This window comes from uncultured Faecalibacterium sp. (assembly GCF_900066275.1).
Lineage (GTDB): Bacteria > Bacillota > Clostridia > Oscillospirales > Ruminococcaceae > Faecalibacterium > Faecalibacterium taiwanense.
In genome coordinates, this window is record NZ_FMFG01000005.1 from 4,635 (window position 1) to 20,893 (window position 16,259).

The window sequence follows — 16,259 nt, forward strand, 5'->3', positions numbered from 1 at the left end:
ACAAAGCTGCAGTAGCTGCACCGGGACGGGCAGAACGGGATGCCGATGTACAGGCTGTAGGTCCCGGGTTCATTGCCCACTTTCAAAATCGGCTCCTGCAGGTCGGCAATGGCCTTGGCCATCTGGTATTTCTGCTGGGAGCAGTCGAACCGGTCAAGGAAAAAGTGGTCGATCTCCGCTTCCGTCCAGCCTGCGGCGCGCTTGTCATGGATGAGCCGCACCGGGCGCACACCGGTCATTTTGCCCCATGGCGGGCGGATGCCGGTCCAATCCCGCAGCAGATCATAGGTCAGGCTGGCAAGGCTGAATTCCGGGGTCTCGCCGCCCTGTTCCACAGGTGCGGGCAGCGGTGCGTGTCGTTCAGCACTTCTGCCGTCCTGACGCACCAGTGCATGCAGGCCGTCCGGCGTTTTTTCTGCCCAGACGCAGTCCTCGGCGTTCTCCGGCGGGGTGAGGGTGAGCGGTGCCATGGGGTAAAACAAACGCACCAGATGCTCCACTTCGTAGCCGGAAGGCAGGCCGGTAATATAAATCTTCATGTTGTTCACTCTTTAAAATAAATCATTGTTGCCGCGCACAGCGCTGCGGATGAAGTAATTGTTGTCCAGTTCATCGCCAAAGGTGGAGAACTCGCCATGGCCGGGCAGCACCTGCGTGCCGCGCGGGATGGGCAGCTTTGCCAGTTTACGCAGACTCTCGGCCATCTGTGCACTGCTGCCGCCCTCCAGATCGGTACGGCCGATGCTGCCTGCAAACAGGGTATCGCCGCAGAAGAGATACTCGCCGCACAGCAGCACCACGCCGCCGGGCGTATGGCCGGGCGTGTGCCAGACCGTGAACTGCAGCTCGTCTACCGAGACAGTCTCCCCTTCTGCGTAGCCGCAGTCCGCTGCGCTCAGCGGATACATGCGGTCGCCTGCAAGGTCGGCAGCCTCACAGTAGAGCTTTGCGTTCCACTCGGTGCGCAAGGCTTCGGCGCTGCCCACATGGTCGTAGTGGCCGTGGGTGCACAGGATGGTGGTGAGCTGCGCATTGTTTTTCTTTAAAATTTTATCGTAGGTCTGCGCATCTGCCGCCGGATCAATGATCACGGCATGGCCTGCGTCGGAAATGAGCAGGAAGGTATTGGTATACAGCGGCGCAGCGCCCGGAATATGAAAAGCCTGCATGGCGGTCACTCCTTTTTCTTCCACTCGTCGGTATCGATGATAATGGTGCAGGGTCCTTCGTTCACAAGAGCCACCTGCATATCCGCGCCAAACTCGCCGTGCTGAACATCCTTCAGGCCCTGTTTGTTCATCTCTGCAAGGAACAGCTCGTAAGCATCCACGGAGAGCGGCGGCTTTGCGGCCTTGATAAAGCTGGGCCGGTAGCCTTTTTTCGTGTCGCCGTAAAGGGTGAACTGGCTCACCACCAGAGCCGAATAGCCAAGGTCCTTTGCGCTGAGATTCAGCTTGCCCTCTGCGTCCGGAAAGATGCGCAGGCCCGCGCATTTATCGGCAAGCTTGGGCACGATGTCCAGACTGTCGGTATCCCTGACACCCAGCAGGATCATAAGGCCCGGCCCGATGGCCCGCGGCTCACCGCCGTTTACCCGCACACTGGCGGAAGACACCGCCTGAATGACTGCACGCATGTTTTAGCTCCTTGTCACCTTGAGCACGTCCTTCACCTTGGAAAGTCTTGCGACCACACGGTTGAGGTGCTCGGTATTGTTGATGCCGATGGTCAGACTGACCATGGCGCAGTTGTTTTCCACCTGACGGGCGTTCACCGCATAGATGGGCACCCGGATATCCGCCAGCGCAGCCAGCACATCCTGCAGCAGCTCGTTGCGGTTCAGCGCGATGATCTCAATGCCGGCCTTATAGCTGTCCTTGACGCTGTCGGCCCAGTACGCCTTGACCCAGCGGGGGGCGTTGGTGGGATCCTTCATGCTGGAAATGGCGTTCACGCAGCTCTGCTTGTGGATGGAAACGCCAAAGCCGCGGGTGATAAAGCCCACGATGGGGTCGCCCGGCAGCGGGCTGCAGCACTTGGCAAACTTGATGGGAGTGTTATCGAAGCCTTCCACCACCACGCCGTCGGTGGCGTGCACACGGCTCAGGTCCACCTTGGGCAGGTCTTCCCCGGCCTTTTCCTCCGAAGCTTTCAGCTTCTGCCACTCCTCCTTGAGCTTGGGCAGGCAGTTGGCAATGGTCATGCCGCCGTAGCCGATGGCGGCATAAAGCTCCTCGGCATTGTTCTGGCGCAGGCGGCGGGAACAGCTGTTGATAAAATCGTCCAGCTGGTCGTCCGGAAGGATGATCATTTCCCTGCGCAGCTCACGGGCCAGTGCATCACGTCCCTGCGTGATATTTTCCTCTCGGCGCATCTTTTTGAACCAGTTTCGGATCTTACTCTTTGCTTCGCTGGTGCGCACGATCTTGAGCCAGTCGCGGCTGGGGCCTTTGTCCGCCGGGCCAAGGATCACTTCGATGATCTCGCCGGTGGAAACGATGTGGTCGATGGGCACCATGCGGTTGTTCACCTTGCAGCCCACCATGCGGTTGCCCACCGCCGAATGGATCGCATAGGCAAAATCGATGCAGGTGGCGCCGGTGGGCAGGTTGATGACATCGCCCTTGGGGGTAAAGGCAAACACTTCCTCCGGCAGCAGGTCGCTCTTGAGGTCGTGCAGCAGATTGCCGGAATCCTCGCTGACGCGCTGGTTTTCCAACAGCTGGCTCACCCATGCCAGACGTTCGTCCAGCTTGTCGTGGCCATCCAGACCTTCTTTATACTTCCAGTGGGCCGCAACGCCGTACTCGGCCTGCTCGTCCATCTTGCGGGTGCGGATCTGCACCTCAAAGGGGATGCCCTCGTGGCCGATGACGGTGGTGTGCAGGCTCTGGTAGCCATTGGGCTTGGGAGTGGAGATATAGTCCTTGAAGCGGTTTGGCAGCGGATGGTACATATCGTGGATGAGGCCCAGAGTGCTGTAGCACTCGGCCAACGTATCCAGAATGACACGCACCGCATAGATATCGTAGATCTCATCAAAGGACTTGTTCTGCATGATGGTCTTGCGATAGATGCCGTAAATGCTCTTGACGCGGCGCTTGATGGTAGCGCCCTCAATGCCGCTTTCGGCCAGCCGCCGCTCGATCACACCGGACACCTTTGCAAGGAACTCCTCGCCTGCACGCTCACTGAGCATCCGGCTGATCTCCTCGTAGCCCACAGGGTCAAGGTAATGCAGGCTGCGGTCTTCCAGCTCTTCCTTCACGTTCAGGATGCCCAGACGGTTGGCGATGGGGGCATACACCTCCATGGTCTCGCGGGCTTTATCGCGGCGCTTCTGTTCCGGCCATGCATCACCGGTGCGCATGTTGTGCAGCCGGTCGCACAGCTTAATGATCATCACGCGCACATCGCGGCTCATGGCCAGCAGCATCTTGCGCAGGTTTTCAGCCTGCAGTTCCTCAATGTTAGAGAACTGGATCTTGGTCAGCTTGGTCACGCCGTCCACCAGCAGGGCAACTTCCTCGCCAAAGGCGGCTTTCAGGTCGTCCAGCGTAGTGGGAGTGTCCTCCACCACATCGTGCAGCAGGGCCGCAGCAATGCTCTCGGAGTCCATGCCAAGATCCAGCACCAGCCGTGCCACAGCCAGCGGATGGCAGATATACGGCTCGCCGCTGCGGCGGCACACCCCCTTGTGGGCAGTGTTGGCAAGGTCATATGCCTTTTCGATCATCTCCATATTGTAGGAGCGGCCGCTGGCCTTGATGGCCTCACACAGCTTTTCCCAGGTAACGATCTCCGGCCGCACCTCCGAAGGCAGCGCGCCTTCCGGGGCATCGGCCAGCTGTGCTGTTGCAGAAACGGTAGCCGTTTCCTGCACCGGTACCGGCTGATGCAGGTGGGTCTTTGCGGAGTAGAGATCCTCTTCCCGCACCGGCTTCGGTGCAGGGACCGCAGTTTTCTTTCCCTCTGGCATTTTACATTCCCTCCAAACATTTCAGGATCGGGGCATCCGCAAGGTTCTTTTTGCCCTGCGCAGGCACAAGCTCCAGATATTTTGCCCCACCCTTTTCCACAGCGGCGATCAGGCCCACCTGTTCCAGAGCCGTCACTGCCACCAGTGTTTTGCCTGTATTTTCCTCACCCAGCTTCGCACACAGCGGCTGCAGATCTTCTGCGTGCCAGCGGCGCGCCTGCAGCTCACGGTACACTGTGACGATATCACTGCGCTCAGGCGTAATAAGCTTTTTCTGTTCCTCAGTCAGGGGCGTGCCGCGGCGCAGCGCCACCACAAAAGCAGCCTGCTCCGCAAGCTTTGTGCCCAGCCCTGCCGGATGCAGGTCCAGAATGCGGCCCGAAAGCTGTGCGCCCCGGGGCGAATCGTAGACCGAAAGGTTCAGCGCAGCATCCACCACATCGCCCATGGCATAGGGCAGCTGTTCCGGCGGCATACCGAACCACACGGCATACACGCTGGCATTGCCCTGCCGCAAGCGCAGGCGGCTGTGCCTGCCCTCCGATACCGGGTATACCCCATCCAGCACGGCGTTCTGCAAAAGGAACACCGGGGTCGGGTTCTCGGCCCCATAGGGAGCCAGCTGGTCGAGTTTCCGCACACTTTCCACGGTCACACGGTCCAGATGGATGGGCAGGTCGCACTCCAGCGGGGTGGTATGCAGCACCGGGCATTCCCGTGCTGCCCAGTCGTTCAGGCGGCGGCGCAGAGCGGGCAGATTTTCTTCCCGCACCGAAAGGCCCGCAGCCATGGCATGGCCGCCGTAGCGGATGAGCAGATCTGCGCAGGCACCAATGCAGGCATGCAAATTGAAGCCCTGCACGCTGCGTCCGCTGCCCTTGCATTCGCCGTGCTCGTCGATCGTCACCACGATCACAGGCCGGCCAGTGCGTTCCACCAGCCGGGATGCCACGATGCCAATGACACCGGGGTGCCAATCGCGGCCCCACAGCAGCATCACGCGGTCTTCCAGCCGCTCCGGTTCCTGTTCCAGCAGTTCCTGCGCGGCCTTGAAGATCTGCAGCTCTGTCTCCTGACGCTTTGTATTGATCTCGTTCAGTTTATGGGCCAGCTCTGCGGCGCGGTCCGGGTCCTCACACATCACCAGCTGCAAAGCCGTAACAGCGTTGTCCATGCGGCCAGCCGCATTGATGCGGGGCGCAATGGCGTAGCTGACATTTTCTGCGGTGACCGGTCTGCCCGCAAGGCCCACCTCTTCCAGCAACGCTTCCAGACCCGGACGGTCCGTGTTCTGCAGCTGGCGCAGGCCCGCCTTGACAAGGGTGCGGTTTTCGCCGGTAAGCGGCATCACGTCCGCCACAGTACCCACAGCGGCAAGGTCGCCGCAGTAGTCCAGCATTTCTTCCGGCGGGCAGCCATCCAGTGCGGCACACAGCTTGAACGCCACACCCGCACCGCACAGGCCCTTGAAGGGACTGGTGTCGTCCTCACGACGGGGGTCTACCACGGCAATGGCCTTGGGCAGAGTTTCCGGCGGCAGATGATGGTCGGTAATGATCAGGTCAATGCCCAGTTCAGCGGCATAATCGGCTTCTTCCACAGCAGAAATGCCGTTATCCACCGTCACGATCAGCTTGCAGCCCTTATCGTGGATGGAACGGATGGCATTGCGCGAAAGGCCGTAGCCGTCGCCCTCGCGGCTGGGCAGCATACATTTTACGGTAGCCCCCATGCCCTTGAGATGCTGGTACAGCAGGGCCGTGGCCGTCACGCCGTCCACGTCATAATCGCCGAACACCACAATGGTCTCGCCCTCGTCAATGGCCCGCCAGATGCGCTCGCAGGCCTTGTCCATATCGGTGAGCAGCGAAGGGTCGCTCAACTCTTCCTCACCGGCAAGCAGAGTCAGTGCTTCGGTAGGGTCGGTAATGCCGCGTGCCGTCAGCACGCCCGCCAACAGGGCATTTTCCTTCTGCTGGGCGGCAAGGGCGGCCGCATATTTTTGCTCGCTCCACGGCTCGTCGTCCTGTGCGTTATATTCCAGTTCTTCGGTGGCCTGCTCCGCAATCGCCTGCGTCAGCTCCCGCAGCGCGGCACGGTCCAGCGGCTTCAGATTCCATGCACGGTAGGTCATTCAAAATTTCCTCCCGTCAGGCCGTCGTTGGCCAGCATTCCCTGCAGGGCGGCGATCTCAGAAGAGACATCCATCGCTACATCCGAGAGCAGCGTATCATACAGGGTGTCGTAGGCCTGATTCAGCGTGTGAAGGATGCCCGCGATATCGCGGCGGATGGTCTCGGCGTTTTCGCCCTGCTGGCCCTGCACATCGTTGTAGGTGTGCAGCAGCTTGAGGGTAGTGGGGATATAGTATTCCGCAAAGCGGCGGGCCTTGGGCAGGCTTTCCGGGTGTGCTTCCAGCCAGTCACAGATGGCAGTGGTGGTGGTCTGCATATGGTCCAGCTCTTCGCGGCCCTGCGCATCCTGCATCAGCTGTTTTTCCTGCTGCAGCACGGCGGCAAAGCGGCGCGCCGTCTCAAGATTGAGCGGCACATCGTCTGTTTTTTCTGCTGCCGGTTCCGGCTGCGGCGGTGCCTTGGAGGCTGCGGCAGCTTCCTGCGCGGCACGGTAATCCTCAGCAGTCAGGTAAAGCTTTTCCGCTTTTTCGTCCACCCATGCACTCAGCCAGCCATTGCGGATGAATCTGCGCACCCGCTTGAGTGCCCGGGCCTTTTTCTCGTCCACGGCTTCCAGCGGCAGGCCCTTTTTGCAGTCAAAGCCTTCTGCTGCCTCGGCCAGACGGAGCAGCGTCTTGCTGGCCTTCAGGCGGGACGCACCGGCAGTGATCATCCACACGAACACGGCGGTGACAGCCGCAAAGCACCAGCCGGTGATCCGCACCGCCCCCAGCGCAAAGCTGCCCATGGCTGCAGCATTTTCAGCCATAAAGCTGTCCTGCAGAAGAGCCTGCAGAACCGCCGCATTGGGCGTAAACAGGCCCGCCGCACCCAGACAGGAAACCGCCGTGATGCCAAAGATCACCGTAAACGTGATGCCGACTGCCAGCAATGCACAGCCTGCGCTGTAGCGCTTTTTGGCACTGGCGCGGATCTCGTCTGCCGGGGTCGTCTCTGCCTTGCCGAACATCTGCCGGAACCAGCCGGAAACACCTGCGGCCTGCGCGTTGATATTGTCCTCATTCAAGCCCTGTTTTTTCGTATTCTGCGCATTCTGACGGCTGCGGTAGTATTCCTCCCGGCTGCTGCGGAACGCCTTTGCCGCTTCGCCAAGGCCAAAGTTTGCAGCATTCACCGCCGCACGGCCCACACCATAGGCGCGGTCGCCAATGTCCTCCCCTTTGCCCTCAAAGCCATGGGCAAAGGCATCCGACACGGTATCGCCAAAGGCGCGCAGCTGGTTTTCCAGCTCCTGCTGCACCTGACGGCCCTCATTTTCTCTCATTGTATCGTTTTCACGATCGTTCATCAAATTCTTCTCACCCTTCTGCCGGTGCATACCGGCTGATGATGGCGCGGGCCACCCGCAGGCCATCCACGGCGGCGCTCATGATGCCGCCCGCATATCCGGCGCCCTCGCCGCAGGGATACAGACCTGCCAGCTGGGTGCATTCAAAATTTTCTTCCCGCTTCAGCCGCACCGGGCTGCTGGTGCGGGTCTCAAGACCCGTAAGGATCGCTTCCGGCGCGGTATAACCCGCAATTTTGCGCTCGTAGGCGCGCAGGCCCGCCCGCAGCGTTTCGGCCAGCTCCTGCGGCAGCAGTGCGCCGAGGTCTGCCGCAGCAACGCCGCGGTCATAGGTAGGCTGCACGCGTCCAATGTTCAGCTGGCCGCGCCCTTCCAGAAAGCTCTGGATGTTCTCTGCCGGAGCGGCATACTCCCCTGCACTGCGCCCAGCGGCGTAGGCTCTGGCTTCCAGCTCCCGCTGGAACGCGATGGCCCGGCGCGGATCGTCTGCAAAGTCCTTGCCGCCCACGCTCACCACCACGGCCGCGTTGGCATTTTTGCCATTGCGGGCGTGGAAGCTCATGCCGTTGGTCACTACACGGCCTTCCTCGCTGGCCGATGCCACCACCTGCCCGCCGGGGCACATGCAGAAGGTGTAAACGCACCGCTCCCCCACATGCTGGGAGAGCTGATACTCGCCCCGCGGCAGAGCCGGATGCCCGGCAGCCTCGTGATATAAGCTCTTTTCGATCTCACTCTGCAGATGCTCGGCACGGAAGCCCACGCTGAACGGCTTGCATTCCAGCTGCAGGCCGCCGTCCATCAGCATCCCGAAGGTATCGCGGGCCGAGTGGCCCACCGCGAACACCAAAGCTTCGCAGGCAAAGGTGCCATTTGTGGTAAAAATGCCGGTGAGCTGACCATTTTTCTGTTCAAAGCCGGTCAGGGCCGTGTTGAAATGCACCTCACCGCCCAGAGCTTCGATCTCCTTGCGGATAGAGGTGATCACACCGCGCAGCAGGTCGGTGCCCACGTGGGGCTTCTGCTTCCAAGCGATCTCCTCCGGCGCACCGTGCTGCAGGAACACCTCGGTAACAAAGCCGCACAGCTCATCGCCGATGCGGGTGGTCAGCTTGCCATCCGAAAAGGTACCGGCACCGCCCTCGCCAAATTGAATGTTCGCATTCACATCCAGTTCGCCGGTAGCAGAAAAATGTTCCACCGCCTTTACGCGCTCGTCCAGCGCCGGGCCGCGCTCCAGCACAATGGGCTGATAGCCCTGCCGGGCCAGCAGCAGCGCTGCAAACAGGCCCGCCGGGCCAAGGCCGCACACCACAGGCCGATGTGCCAGTGGCTGAATGCCATTCTGCACCGAAAAATCCACCTTCTGCTGCAGAGAAGCATCACCACAGCGGGCTGCAAAAGCCGCTTCCTCGGCAGGTTCTTTCAGGGTGACAGCCACGGTATACACCAGCTTGGGCTGGCCGTGGCGGGCATCCACCGAGAGCTTTGCCACGCCCAGATGCTGCACCTTTCCACGCGGGATGCGGGCGGCGTGCAGGGCTTTTTCAAATGCCTGCGGCTCTCCGGCAGAGAGCGGCAGACGGATGTTGCGAACCAGAATCATGTTATCGTGTGTTCCTTTTTGTTTCAGTTGCTTTCGATGCGGCACTGCAGCACATAGCTGCCCAGTGCAAAGATCTTGCCGTTGGAGGGCACATACAGGCGGCAGGCGATGTTCTGCTCGCCCGTTGCCACCGAGAAATCCTCGGCATCGATCTCAATGACCACCTGCTCCGGGGTCAGCGTTTCGATCGCGCCCTTGGGGCCGCAGAGCGTTACATTCATCAGGCGTTCGGTCTGCACCGTCAGCTGGTAGGTAGAGGGCAGGTTGACCACCTGCACGCAGGTATTGGGCAGGTTCATGGTCTTGGTTCCCAGATTGGAGCAGTCAAAGCTGACCGTAATGGTGGAAATGTTATCCAGCAGATAGATGTCTGCGGGCAGGTCGATGGGCAGCTCATAGCTCTTGTTCAGTGTAAAGGTGGAAAGGTCGATATTGCCGATGGGCAGCGTGGACAGCATATCGATCTTATCTGCCGGACCTGCCACCTTGAGCTGCTTGCGGCTGAGTGCATATACCAGCATCGAATCATCAAAATCACGCGGTGCATTGATGAAATTCACGTCCACCGGCAGCGTTGCCATCTTGTACACCTGCAAGGTCACATCCACGCTGTTCTCTTCCAGCTCCGTGTACTCAAACTTGACTTCCTTGCCGCCGGAGGTATAGAAGCGCAGCGGCGTGTTCAGCGTGATGGACTCGGTCAGTTCGCCGCTGTAGGTCACCTCTGCAGTGCAGGTAGCAACTTTATTCAGCTCACTGCTGGGGCCGGAAAGGGTGATATTCTCCTTGGAAACATCCGTACTATAAAGGATATAGCCGTCCGCGATGGTCAGGTAGTTGGTGGTAATGGTAACGGGCAGGGTCTTTTCCTCCACCACGTCAAACACCACATCCACCGTGTTGTCATTGCCTTCCATGGTCACGGTCACACCGTTCAGCAGGCCGTTGGCACCGCGTACCAGCAGGCGCAGGGTCTTTTCGCCGCTGTCACGTACGCTGGAGAAATCCGGGTAGACCACAAAATCGGAAGCCGTCAGCCCGCCGATGGTGTAGCCGTCGCCGGAGATTTTCAGGTTCACGGTCTTATCCTCGGCGCTGACGATGCTCAGGCCCCGGGAGGTGTAAGCAGCGGAATCGTAGGTATAATCCACCGGCACATTGTAGATGGTGTTGCTGGTGCCGGGCTGGACGATGATGGTGACCACCATCCATGCAACGATGGCACCCAGCACCGAAAGTGCCAGCCGGATGCGGCGGTCGTCCAGAATGTTTTTCTTATGGGCGACCGCAGGCTTTGCGCCATTTTTCTTGTTGGGTTCGTTGTTCATTGCGCATCGTCCTCCTTCTGGCTGACCCATTTCCACAGACGGTCCAGCTGACCGCGCCAGCCGCTGACCGTCGTCTTTTCGGTGGTGGTCTCCTTAGGGATCATCTCATCCACCAGACGGGTATACAGGGTCTGGCGGTCAAAATGGCGGATCAGCACGCCGTTCTTTGCCATGGAGATGATGCCGGTCTCCTCGCTGACCACGATGGCGATGGCATCGGAATTTTCGGCAATGCCAAGGCAGGCGCGGTGACGGGTGCCCATATCCTTGCCAAGATCCAGATTGTTGGAAAGCGGCAGCACACAGCCCGCGGCTTTGATGCGGCCATTCTCAATGATGGCAGCACCATCGTGCAGGGGCGTGCCCTCGTAGAAAATGGTGCCCAGCACTTCCAGATTGACCGCACTGTTCACCGGCGTGCCGGTGCGCACGATCTCCGAAAGGTTCGTGTGGCGTTCCAGCACGATCAGTGCACCGGTCTTGGTCTCAGAAAAGCGCTCTGCCGCATCGCAGATGGCAATGATGGCGCTGCGCCATGCACCCTTCAGGCTAGGATCGTTGTAGCGGCCTTTGACATTGAACAGCTTGGCGGCCCACTGGTCGGTCTGGCCCATGCGCTCCAGCGCACGGCGGATCTCCGGCTGGAACAGCACCACCAGCGTCAGCAGGCCCACCTGCAGCAGTGAGTTCAGCAGCCATGTGACGGTACGCATATTCAGCGTTTCTGCCACCAGATAGACGGCCATCACCAGCAGCGCACCTTTGAACAGCTGGCCGGCGCGGGTGCGGTTGACAATGCCCAGCAGCTGGTAAATCAGGAAGGAAATGATGATGATATCCAGCAAATCGACCAGTTTGAAGGTCTGGAAATTTGCAATGATCGCGTTCAGAGTCATTGGTACACGCTCCCGTTTACAGTGTTTCGATCAGGGCAACAGCGTGGGCGGCAATGCCCAGCCCCTCACCGGTAAAGCCCAGATGTTCCTCGGTGGTGGCCTTTACACTCACGGCATCCACCGGCAGGCCGAAGGCATCGGCCAGATTCTGGCGCATGGCCGGAATGTACGGCGCAAGCTTGGGCCGCTGACACAACAGCGTCGCGTCGATATTTTCAACGCGGAAGCCGTGCTCCTTTAAAATTTCGGCCACACGGCGGGCCAGCTTCAGGCTGTCGGCACCGGAGTAGGCCGGGTCATTGTCCGGGAAATGCTGGCCGATATCCCCCAGCGCAGCGGCACCCAGCACAGCATCCATCACCGCATGGGCCAGCACATCTGCATCCGAGTGGCCCAGCAGGCCTTTTTCAAAAGGCACTTCCACGCCGCCCAGGATCAGCTTGCGGCCTTCCACCAGACGGTGCACGTCATAACCATGTCCAATGCGCATTTTGTGTTCCTCTTTCTGTTCCGGGCGGGGCAAGTCCTCGCGGGTCGTGATCTTATAATTGGCGTAATCGCCCTGCGTCAGCTGCACGGCGCGGCCGGTCAGCTCGAACAGGCTGCAGTCGTCGGTGACAAGGCGGGCTTTTTCGGCATCCAGCTCTTCCAGCGCAGCAAGGTACTCTGCGCGGTCAAAGCACTGAGGGGTCTGCACCGCATACAGGGTGCTGCGGTCGGGCGTTGTGTACACAAGGCAGGCATCCGGCACGGTCTTTCCGTTGCCGCGCGCTGCAGCCTTAATGGTATCCTTTACCGGTACGGCAGGTGCAGCTGCGCCGCACCGGGCCGCTGCTTCCAGCGCTGCTGTGATGACGGCCTGACTGACGAAGGGTCTTGCCGCGTCGTGCACTGCCACAAGCTCCCCTGCTGCCGCCAGCACGCCGTTTTTTGCGCTCTCGGCGCGGGTGGTGCCGCCCGTTACGATCTGCACAGGCTTTGTGCAGTCTGCTGCCTGCTGCTCCACAAAGGCGCGGTTCTTACCGGCCACCAGCACGATCTCCGTGACAAGCGGGTCCTGTTCAAACGCGCGGATGCTGCGGTGCAGCACGGTCTCGCCGCCCAGATCAAAGCTGAGCTTGTCAAAGCCCATGCGCGTGGAAGACCCCGCCGCCACCAGTACTGCAGATACTCTCTTTTCCAATTTTTTCACCTGCCCGATTCCTATAGTAAGCCATATTTTATTATAGCGTATAACTTCCCAAACTGCAACCAATATTCTACAGCAAAAATGCCCCTCTGCACACAGCAGAGGGGCACAAACTTGTTCTTGATGGAGTTTACTTCAGGATCGGCTCGATGGCAGCAGCCAGAGCATCCTTCTGTGCCTGTGCTTCAGCCAGATCCTTGCCCAGAGTGGTGAAGTAGGTCTTGATCTTCGGCTCCGTGCCGGAGGGACGCACCACAACGGTCGCACCGTTTTCCAGACTGTAGATCAGCACGTTTGCTGCAGGCAGGCCGGTCTCCTCGGGCTTCTTGTAGTCGGTCACCTTGACCACCTTGTGGCCAGCCAGCTCGGCGGGCGGGTTATCACGCAGCTTCTGCATGATGGAAGCCATCTTCTCCATGCCGGTCAGGCCGGGGAACTCGAAGCTGTCCACCTTGTTCAGGTAGCGGCCATACTGTTTATAGATCTCTTCCAGACGCTGCTTGATGGAGGAACCGATGCTGCGGTAGTAAGCGGCCATTTCGCAGATCAGCATGGAACCGATGACGGCATCCTTATCGCGCACATAGGGGCCGGCCAGATAGCCGTAGCTCTCCTCGAAGCCAAAGATGAAGCGGTCCACCTCACCGGCAGCTTCCAGATTTGCGATCTGGTCGCCGATCCACTTGAAGCCGGTCAGCACGCTGCGCATTTCCACGCCGTAGTGTGCGGCAATGGCATCGGCCAGAGGAGTGGATACGATGGACTTGACGGCCACCGGGTTTTTGGGCATGGTGCCCTTCTCGATGCGGCCTGCGCAGATGTAATCCAGCAGCAGAGCGCCCATCTCGTTGCCGGATACCAGCTCATAGCTGCCATCCGGGCACTTCATGGCAATGCCCACGCGGTCGGCATCGGGGTCGGTGGCCAGCATCAGATCGGCACCAGTCTTGGTTGCCAGCTCCAGACCCAGCTTCAGAGCCTCGAAAATTTCGGGGTTCGGGTAGGAGCAGGTGGTAAAGTAGCCGTTGGGGTACTCCTGCTCGGGCACGATGGTGATATCGGTGATGCCCATATCGTTCAGCACATGAGTGACAGGCACCAGACCGGAACCATTCAGCGGGCTGTACACCAGCTTCAGGCCGGCAGTCTTGCACAGGCCCGGGCGCACCTGACGGGCCTCAATGGCATCATACAGTGCCTTCTTGCAGTCGTCGCCCACAAAGCGGATCAGGCCCTGCTCCACGCCCTCGGCAAAGGAGATGTACTTTGCACCGGTCAGCACATCCGTCTTCTGGATCTCATCGTACACGATGGCGGCAGCATCATCGGTCATCTGGCAGCCATCCGGGCCGTAGGCCTTGTAGCCGTTGTACTTGGCCGGGTTGTGAGAAGCCGTGACCATGATACCAGCATTGCACTGGTAGTAACGGGTAGCAAAGCTCAGTGCAGGCACAGGCATCAGAGCATCGTAAATGCGCACCTTGATACCGTTTGCCGCCAGAACGCCTGCAGCGGTCTTGGCAAAGATATCGCTCTTCAGGCGGCTGTCGTAGCTGATAGCCACAGTCTGGCTGCCACCCTGAGTCTTGACCCAGTTTGCCAGACCCTGCGTGGCCTGACGCACAACATAGATATTCATACGGTTGGTGCCAGCGCCCAGAACGCCGCGCAGACCAGCGGTGCCAAACTTCAAAGCCACAGCAAAGCGGTCCTTGATCTCGTCATCATTTCCCTCGATCTTGGCCAGCTCCGGCTTCAGATCAGCGTCTTCCAGCTCTGCAGCCATCCAGCGCTTATATTCATCCAAATACATCTTGCACACCTTACCTTTTGTAAATTTTTCCGCAAAAAAGAACAGGTTTGGTTAAACCTACTTATAATATAAACTCTCCGCGTTCATGTGTCAATTGCGTAATCTGCAACAAGATTTGCAGTTCAAAACCGGCATATGGCACAAAATTCCAAGTTTTTCCCGGTAAAGTCGGGAACCATCCCGGCCTCGCCTGCATTTTCCAGCAGTTCATAACTCTGGCCTGCATCGTCCAGAACGTCCAGCCACTGCTCCAAACCGACGCTGTTTTCACACAGGTAGCGCAGCAGCTGCATTGCCCGGGCAAAACTGTCCTGCAGCAGCACCGCGCTGCGGCGCACCCGGCCATCCTGCTCCTGCCGCAGCTCCATTACAACGCCCTGCGCAGCGGCGGCACCGCAATATACAAGGGTGTGGGCATGCTGCAGCCCTTCCAGTTCTGAATATGTACGGATATAGCGGCAGTATTCTTTGCTCATCATGGAAAACTCTCTCCTCTCTATCGCATTGACATCTTTCCTGCCCTTTACTATAATGAATTCAGAAGTATTTTTGTGTCGAAGTATGACATAATCATCCAATATTTTCCACTTTTGCCAATTCTTTTCCGTCATATCATCCGCTGGGATAAGGGAGAACAACATGTATTCTGTTACCAGAAGCTTTGGTCTGAACGGCCTGAGCGGCTTTGCCGTGGCAGTGGAGGCCGACATTTCCGGCGGTCTGCCCGCCTTTTCCATCGTGGGCCTGCCGGATTCCGCTGTGCGTGAAAGCGCCGACCGTGTGCGCGCCGCCATCAAAAATCTGGGCTTCAAGTTCCCGGACCGGCGCATTACCATCAATCTTGCCCCGGCGGATGTGCGCAAGACCGGCCCGGTGTACGACCTGCCGCTTCTGCTGGCAGTGCTCACTGCCAGCGGCCAGCTGGAGGATGTGCCTGCTGACGCGGCATTTCTGGGCGAACTGGCACTGGACGGCACCCTGCGGCCGGTTTCCGGCGTGCTGCCCATGGCGCTGGCTGCAGCAGAAAATGGCATCCACGCCCTGTATGTACCTGCCGAGAATGCCGCCGAAGCAGCCGAGGCCTGTGCCGACAGCATGGCCGTCTACCCCGCCCACACGGCACGCGAAGTTGTAGATGCCCTGCGCGGCATCTCCCCGCTTGCCCCGGCGGCTGTTGTTCCCTTTGACCCTGCAGACGCATGGGCACAGGTGCCGGATTTTTCGGACGTGATGGGCCAGTCGCTGGCGCGGCGGGCTATGGTCATTGCTGCCGCAGGCGGACACAATGTTTTGCTCATTGGCGCACCCGGCACCGGCAAATCCATGCTGGCAAAGCGTCTGCCCGGCATCCTGCCGCCGCTCACCCGCGAGGAAGCCGTGGAGACCACTAAAATTTATTCCATTGCAGGGCAGCTGCCGCAGGGCCGGGGCCTGATCTCTGCACGGCCTTTCCGCAGTCCGCACCACTCGGCCAGTGCCGCGGCTCTGGCTGGCGGCGGCGCACAGTTCCGGCCCGGCGAGTGCAGCCTTGCCAACTGCGGTGTGCTGTTTTTAGACGAATTGCCAGAGTTCTCCCGCGAGAGTCTGGAAGTGCTGCGCCAGCCGCTGGAGGACGGCCAGATCACCGTGAGCCGCGCGGCAGGCAGTGCCACCTATCCCAGCCGCTTCCAGCTGGTGGCAGCCATGAACCCCTGCAAATGCGGCTACTACGGTCATCCCACCCGGCAGTGCACCTGTTCGCCCAGTGCTGTGCGGCAGTACCGCAGCCGGGTGTCCGGCCCGCTGCTGGACCGCATCGACCTGTGCGTGGAGATGGACCCCATCGCCTTTGACGAGCTGCACGCCGTCGTCCCTTCCGAGAGCAGCGCCGATCTGCGCAAACAGGTGCTTACCGCCCGGGCCATTCAGGCAAAGCGCTATGCCGCCCCAGGTTTTGAGGGTGTGCTCTGCAACGCCCAGCTCACC

General features: G+C 59.8%; 12 protein-coding genes and 1 pseudogene. 1 reads left to right on the forward strand and 12 read right to left on the reverse strand.

Annotated elements, in window-relative coordinates:
- The 12 genes and pseudogenes from QZL71_RS03075 to QZL71_RS03130 form a co-directional block, all read right to left on the reverse strand.
- A pseudogene (locus QZL71_RS03075) lies at nt 1–539 on the reverse strand (coproporphyrinogen dehydrogenase HemZ); the annotation flags it as partial.
- 12 nt (nt 540–551) lie between these two features.
- A complete protein-coding gene (locus QZL71_RS03080; RefSeq protein WP_291011454.1) occupies nt 552–1,169 on the reverse strand; it encodes an MBL fold metallo-hydrolase in 618 nt (205 codons plus the stop codon).
- 5 nt (nt 1,170–1,174) lie between these two features.
- Nucleotides 1,175–1,636 carry a D-aminoacyl-tRNA deacylase gene (dtd, locus tag QZL71_RS03085; RefSeq protein ID WP_005940113.1) on the reverse strand — a complete coding sequence of 154 codons (462 nt, stop codon included), beginning with the start codon at nt 1,634–1,636 and terminating at the stop codon, nt 1,175–1,177.
- Nucleotides 1,637–1,639: 3 nt separating this feature from the next.
- Nucleotides 1,640–3,979 (reverse strand): RelA/SpoT family protein, encoded by a 2,340-nt coding sequence (locus tag QZL71_RS03090; protein ID WP_294647703.1) that lies wholly within the window; start codon nt 3,977–3,979, stop codon nt 1,640–1,642.
- 1 nt (nt 3,980) lies between these two features.
- Nucleotides 3,981–6,113 (reverse strand): single-stranded-DNA-specific exonuclease RecJ, encoded by a 2,133-nt coding sequence (gene recJ / locus QZL71_RS03095; RefSeq protein WP_294647705.1) that lies wholly within the window; start codon nt 6,111–6,113, stop codon nt 3,981–3,983.
- A complete protein-coding gene (locus QZL71_RS03100) occupies nt 6,110–7,462 on the reverse strand; it encodes a 5-bromo-4-chloroindolyl phosphate hydrolysis family protein (protein ID WP_294647707.1) in 1,353 nt (450 codons plus the stop codon). The genes recJ and QZL71_RS03100 overlap by 4 nt, the downstream gene beginning before the upstream one ends.
- A 10-nt stretch (nt 7,463–7,472) precedes the next feature.
- On the reverse strand, nt 7,473–9,068 hold the full coding sequence (locus QZL71_RS03105; RefSeq protein ID WP_249235784.1) for an NAD(P)/FAD-dependent oxidoreductase: 1,596 nt from the start codon (nt 9,066–9,068) through the stop codon (nt 7,473–7,475).
- 23 nt (nt 9,069–9,091) lie between these two features.
- Complete coding sequence (locus tag QZL71_RS03110; RefSeq protein WP_097774813.1) at nt 9,092–10,396, reverse strand: CdaR family protein; 1,305 nt, start codon at nt 10,394–10,396, stop codon at nt 9,092–9,094.
- Complete coding sequence (gene cdaA, locus QZL71_RS03115; RefSeq protein WP_005940107.1) at nt 10,393–11,292, reverse strand: diadenylate cyclase CdaA; 900 nt, start codon at nt 11,290–11,292, stop codon at nt 10,393–10,395. The genes QZL71_RS03110 and cdaA overlap by 4 nt, the downstream gene beginning before the upstream one ends.
- Before the next feature lie 16 nt (nt 11,293–11,308).
- Nucleotides 11,309–12,475, reverse strand: coding sequence for a 2-C-methyl-D-erythritol 2,4-cyclodiphosphate synthase (gene ispF, locus QZL71_RS03120; RefSeq protein ID WP_294647708.1), 1,167 nt, complete (start codon nt 12,473–12,475; stop codon nt 11,309–11,311).
- 136 nt (nt 12,476–12,611) lie between these two features.
- Nucleotides 12,612–14,294 carry a phospho-sugar mutase gene (locus QZL71_RS03125; RefSeq protein WP_005940102.1) on the reverse strand — a complete coding sequence of 561 codons (1,683 nt, stop codon included), beginning with the start codon at nt 14,292–14,294 and terminating at the stop codon, nt 12,612–12,614.
- 122 nt (nt 14,295–14,416) lie between these two features.
- Entirely contained in the window at nt 14,417–14,773 is a 357-nt protein-coding gene (locus QZL71_RS03130; RefSeq protein WP_179859701.1) for a hypothetical protein, read from the reverse strand.
- A gap of 160 nt (nt 14,774–14,933) precedes the next feature.
- Here QZL71_RS03130 and QZL71_RS03135 point away from each other — a divergent pair.
- On the forward strand, nt 14,934–16,259 hold a 1,326-nt coding region (locus QZL71_RS03135; protein ID WP_294647709.1), incomplete at its 3' end, for a YifB family Mg chelatase-like AAA ATPase.